Origin of the sequence: Gracilimonas sp. (assembly GCF_035704785.1) — a bacterium.
GTDB lineage: Bacteria > Bacteroidota > Rhodothermia > Balneolales > Balneolaceae > Gracilimonas.
In genome coordinates, this window is record NZ_DASSWP010000240.1 from 1 (window position 1) to 5,120 (window position 5,120).

Annotated in this window: 6 protein-coding genes; 5 read left to right on the forward strand and 1 reads right to left on the reverse strand. The window is 40.7% G+C overall.

Annotated elements, in window-relative coordinates:
* Positions 1-65 precede the first annotated feature (65 nt).
* Positions 66-443, forward strand: coding sequence for a DoxX family membrane protein (locus tag VFM80_RS13380; RefSeq protein ID WP_395072499.1), 378 nt, complete (start codon positions 66-68; stop codon positions 441-443).
* A 395-nt stretch (positions 444-838) separates the two neighbouring features.
* Positions 839-1,174, forward strand: coding sequence for an ion channel (locus VFM80_RS13385; RefSeq protein WP_395072501.1), 336 nt, complete (start codon positions 839-841; stop codon positions 1,172-1,174).
* 78 nt (positions 1,175-1,252) lie between these two features.
* Here the strand turns inward: VFM80_RS13385 and VFM80_RS13390 are convergent, their stop codons facing one another.
* The gene (locus VFM80_RS13390; RefSeq protein ID WP_395072503.1) at positions 1,253-2,365 is read right to left on the reverse strand and encodes a 4-phosphoerythronate dehydrogenase; all 1,113 of its coding nucleotides are present in this window, start codon (positions 2,363-2,365) and stop codon (positions 1,253-1,255) included.
* Positions 2,366-2,416: 51 nt separating this feature from the next.
* Here VFM80_RS13390 and VFM80_RS13395 point away from each other — a divergent pair, with 51 nt between their 5' ends.
* The 3 genes from VFM80_RS13395 to VFM80_RS13405 all read left to right on the forward strand — a co-directional run bounded on the left by VFM80_RS13395 (position 2,417) and on the right by VFM80_RS13405 (position 5,062).
* Complete coding sequence (locus VFM80_RS13395; protein WP_395072505.1) at positions 2,417-3,760, forward strand: thymidine phosphorylase; 1,344 nt, start codon at positions 2,417-2,419, stop codon at positions 3,758-3,760.
* 75 nt (positions 3,761-3,835) lie between these two features.
* The gene (locus VFM80_RS13400) at positions 3,836-4,588 is read left to right on the forward strand and encodes a PspA/IM30 family protein (RefSeq protein ID WP_395072507.1); all 753 of its coding nucleotides are present in this window, start codon (positions 3,836-3,838) and stop codon (positions 4,586-4,588) included.
* Positions 4,589-4,597: 9 nt separating this feature from the next.
* The gene (locus VFM80_RS13405) at positions 4,598-5,062 is read left to right on the forward strand and encodes a hypothetical protein (RefSeq protein WP_395072509.1); all 465 of its coding nucleotides are present in this window, start codon (positions 4,598-4,600) and stop codon (positions 5,060-5,062) included.
* Positions 5,063-5,120 lie beyond the last annotated feature (58 nt).

The window sequence follows — 5,120 nt, forward strand, 5'->3', positions numbered from 1 at the left end:
TCTTAGAAAAATACTTGAGGTCTTTTGCCGACTGGGTTAAAAATTTTAAATAAACTGTTCCAATAATGATCAAAACTTTTTTAATCATTCTTCTGGGTGTGTTCTTCCTGGTAAATGGAATCAATCATTTTTATAATTCCCATATAGTGCAGGAGTACGCAGAGAAAAGAGGGCTTTTTAAGCCTGAGATCATGGTTTTTCTGAGTGGCTTATTACTTTTATTTGGTGGATTAAGTATGATCACAGGATACTTCATCATTGAGGGAATGATTGGTTTATGCATTTTTATGGCTATAGCTGCATTTTCTATTCACTCATTTTGGAAAGAGGAAGATCGTGAGGATAAGATGATGGAGTTTATGAACTTTGTAAAAAACTGGGCCATTATCTTTGAACTTATCTATCTGACTACAACTGTAGAGAGCAAATTCGGGTTGTTCTGATCATCTTCTAAATAAGAGATTTAAGCTATGGGGAAAGGCGTCCAAAATTTACAAAAGGTCTTCAAAATCTTACTAAGTGAACGAAAGTACGAATTACTGTTTCTGGGATTAGTTCAGCATTTATTCGTCGGGATATTTGTTCACAATTTTGATTTTTATGTGCGCATCCTGTGGCCTGTCAATATGGTGATATTAGCGGTTTTATCCAGTGGCCTCTTTCTCGAAAATGACAATTGGTTTAACCGGTTGAAGATCCCCCTTTTCCTTGCAGTGATCTTATTTCCGATAGGATTATCATTTTTCGGTCACATACCAAGATATTTTACCGCACTGAGTATCACATATATCTTGTTTTACATCGTGCTTTTTATTCAGGTATTCAGGTATTCAGGTATATGATTCGTCCATCTTATATCAATATTGATCTGATCACATCCGCCGTATGTGGTTTCCTATTGTTGATCGAGATCTTTGTGTTTGTAGCTTATTTATTCATTCATTTAGATCCACAGTCTTTCAGTAATGTGGACATGAGTAATCCGCCTTCAATTTTTACAGACCTTGTCTATTACTGCTCTGTCACTCTAACAACCATTGGGTATGGTGATATAACGCCTTTCAGTCATCAGGCAAAACTTACATCTGCAGTATTTGGCATTGCCGGACAACTATATCAGGTACTTTTAGTGGGTATATTGATAAGTAAATTTACTAATAGGTCTAAAGGCTGATTTTCAGTAACCTATTCAAATATAGTATTCAGGAAGTGTCGATTTCCCAAATAAAACCGAGTATAAATAGATTATAGATTACAACCGGGAAATACCTAGAATCTCTAATTCCGGAAGCTCATCGAGTAACTCTGCCCGAATTTTAAGGAAAGAATATTCATAACGATAAGGCCATTCATTACGCAGATTTCGAAAAAGGACTTTTTTATCAGTGCGGTCAAAGAGGTCACGAAGCGCGGCATCATATCCTTTGATGGGGTGGAGACGGGTTAAAATATTTGTCAGGTCGTATTTTATGTGCGCAAGATCTACTTTTTTGGATACATTCTTATACTTCGAGATGGTTGGGTCAAGATCGAAATGAGTAGCCAGTTTATCGCAGACGATCTTTGTGGCATTGATCTTTGCTTGTTCCGAATATCCGGCAATATGAGGTGTGGCTATAAAAGCATGTTTAGCCACTTCCGTGTTAAGATCCGGTTCATCTTCCCAAACATCAAGGATGTAGTTCTCTACCGTTCCCTTAACATAGAATTTCATCAGTGCCAGCTCATCGATCACCCCGCCACGTGCTGCATTGATGATGAGTTTGAATTTTCTTCCGGTCAATTTCTCTTCATTCAGCCAGTGAAAGGTCGGATGATCTCCTTTTTTATTTAAGGGGATATGAAAGGTGAGGATCTCGCAATCCAGTACATCTTCCAGAGGGGCGGACTTGAATTCGGGATCTCGCTCTTCTCTGGGTGGATCATATTGTACACATTCAATATCAAAATCCCGGAGCAGATCTACCACAGCAGAGCCGGCTTTTCCAACACCGATCACCCCAACTTTTCCAAAAGATTTGCTGGGTTGATGTTCTTCCTTCCAAAGTAAAAGTGCGGTCATTACATATTCAGCTACAGCGCGGGCGTTGCACCCGTTGGCATCAGCTAGCGTAATACCTTTATGTTCAAAATATTCGTTATCTAAATGATCGGTTCCGGATGAACCCGTTCCAATGAACTTGAGTGAGGGTGGAATGGAGGGAAGCGTATCCTCATTTAAATGAGTAACCGTGCGGATCAAAAGCGCATCAGTTTCCCCAAGATCAGGTATTCCTTTAGAAGGGTCGTAAAGATTCAATTGGGTTTGGGGAGGGATGAGCTCCTCAATTTTATATAGATTTTGGTCAGCTAAAACGTGTATCAAAAAGTGTGATTTGAATGAGAAAAAAAGCTGTTTAAAGCCTATACTTATAACATGGATTCAAAATACAATATAGTTTCGATTATACGCAAAAAACGGGACGGAGAAACCCTCCTGAAAGAAGAAATTAAATATCTCATCGATCAATATACCGCGGATGAGATCCCGGATTATCAGGTAAGTGCTTTTTTGATGGCTTCCTTTCTGAATGGACTGAATGATGAGGAATCGGCAGCCCTGACGGAGTCTATGCTGCACTCGGGGGAAATTGTGGATTTGTCGCATGTTTCCGGTAAAAAAGTGGATAAACATTCCACGGGTGGTGTTGGAGATAAACTTTCACTGATCCTGGCCCCGATAGTAGCCTCAGTCGGAGTTCCTGTTCCCATGATCTCGGGACGCGGGCTTGGACATACCGGCGGTACGCTCGACAAACTGGAATCTATTCCCGGATTTACGGTAGATATGGATCTGGATCGATACAAAGAGATCATTGGTAAACATGACCTCGTGCTGGCCGGACAAACCAAAGAGATCGCCCCAGCTGACAAAAGATTATATGCACTTCGGGATGTAACAGCTACCGTTGAATCGATTCCTCTAATTGCCGGAAGCATAATGAGCAAGAAATTAGCCGAAGGCATTGACGCGCTGGTTCTGGATGTTAAAGCAGGTTCAGGTGCTTTCATGAAAACGACAGAAGATGCCATCAAACTTGGAGAAGCTTTGGTTGGAATTGGCACACAGTTTGAAAAAGATACTATTGCTTACGTCACAAATATGAATCAGCCCTTGGGCTACAAGATTGGAAACTGGCTGGAAGTGGAAGAGTGTATTGATGCTATGCAAGGAGAAGGGCCGGATGATATCATGGAGATCACCCATTTGCTTGCAGGAACCATGATCTTTCTGGGAGGGAAAGCTGAGACGGTCAAGGACGGTATTGAGATCAGCAAGCAACAAATTGAGAATGGAGAGGCCTTCAAGAAGTGGCTGGATATTGTAGAGGAACAGGGCGGAGATGTGGAGATGATGAAATCACCTGATAAATATCCCAAAGCAGAATATGAATTTGAGATCAAAGCAAATAAAGATGGGTTTGTATCTGAAATGGATTCTTTTGAAATTGGTATGGCGTCTGTAGAACTTGGTGCAGGACGCAAAAAAAAGGAAGATGGGGTGGATCCTCAGGCAGGAATCGTACTCCAAAAGAAAATCGGGGATAAAATTTCAAAAGGTGAAACAATTTTGACTGGTTATACGAACAAGGTCTCAACAATAGATGCTGCAAGTGATGGATTATTCAACGCAGTTACTATTGCCAAGGCTAAACCCGAGAAGGTGGATATGGTCAGCCATATTATTGATAAAGACGGCAGCAGGGCATTTGTGCTTTAACTGCTTGAAATACACTAAGAATCGGTTAATTTAGTTATTAGTTTAAACAGGGCATTTAAAATAAAGGAAAGTATTATGTTTCAACGATTTATCCGCGCTATAAAATCTATGTTCGGTGGCTTAATAAGCTCAATGGAAGACCCAAAACTCATTCTTGAGCAAAATATTCGGGAATTAAATGATCAAATTCCCCAAATGAATGAGAACATTGCAACAGTAAAAGCTAATTTACTTATGCTTCAAAAGGAGCTGAATCGCAATGAAAAATTGATTCAGGATCTTACTGCAAAAGTAAAATCAGCTATTCAGGCCGATCGTGATGACATTGCAGAAGGCTATGCACTTCAATTAGAAAAGGCCAAGGAAAGTCTTTCACATACAAGAGATCAGTTAGCATTTGCTGAGAAAGCATATGAGAAGGCACTGAAAGTGAAGAAAGTGTTCATGAAAGAAAAGGATCGCAAGATCCAGGAAGCCAAAGAAGCACTGCGTGCAAGCGAACGTTCGGAATGGCAGGCTAAAATTGCGGATACACTTGAGCAGTTTGAAGTGGGCGGTATCGATCAGACCCATGATGAGATGATCACCAGGCTGAATGAACGATCTGCAAAAAATGAAGCTCGTATGGAAATTGCACTCGACAGTATTGATACCGAGACCATGGAAATTGAAGCGAACGCTGAAAAGATTCGTGCAAAATCTCTTGTTGAGCAATTTAAAATGGAAATGGGAGAGAAGAGTGGTTCCATCAATATAGATGAAGAAGAACCGGCCAAAGAAAAAGACAGCTCCAAAACGGTGGGCAACAAAGAAAAAAGCGGCTCATAGGAAAATGCCATGAGTACAAAAGGTGAACAAGATCGCGAACGTCTCAAAGAAGAATACAAAGATCACTATCGGCGTATTAAAGAGGCGAAGGAACGCCTGAAAAGGGCGGAGCAAAAAGGAAAGATCTCGCAGGCAGTCCATAATATGAATGCGGACGGATTGTTGGAATCTGTGGATGAATTTCTTGGTAAGGTTCGTGAAAAGGTCACCCATGTTGAAGCTCGCCTGGATGTGGCAATGGACAGCCTGGAAGATGAGAATTCAACTGCAGCAAGTAAGATAGAAAAGGAAGAACTGGACGAAGAGCTCAAGAAGCAGAAGGCTAAACAAACACTGAAGCAGGTGAAGGCTGAAATGGGCATGTTGTATAACGAGATCGAAAAACATGCGGACGAAATTCGCACTGAGAAAACAATTGGCAATAAAAAGCCAACATCAGAAAGCACAGATAATTCATCAGAAACTGAATCATGAGTGACGAATTAAATATCAATTACACCCGCGAAGCCTTCATGAATCCCATTAATCTGGG

Coding starts and splice junctions, on each gene's coding strand:
- VFM80_RS13405 (WP_395072509.1), top strand. CDS start 4,598: ATGAGTACAAAAGGTGAACAAGATCGCGAACGTCTCAAAGAAGAATAC.
- VFM80_RS13380 (WP_395072499.1), top strand. CDS start 66: ATGATCAAAACTTTTTTAATCATTCTTCTGGGTGTGTTCTTCCTGGTA.
- VFM80_RS13385 (WP_395072501.1), top strand. CDS start 839: ATGATTCGTCCATCTTATATCAATATTGATCTGATCACATCCGCCGTA.
- VFM80_RS13400 (WP_395072507.1), top strand. CDS start 3,836: ATGTTTCAACGATTTATCCGCGCTATAAAATCTATGTTCGGTGGCTTA.
- VFM80_RS13395 (WP_395072505.1), top strand. CDS start 2,417: ATGGATTCAAAATACAATATAGTTTCGATTATACGCAAAAAACGGGAC.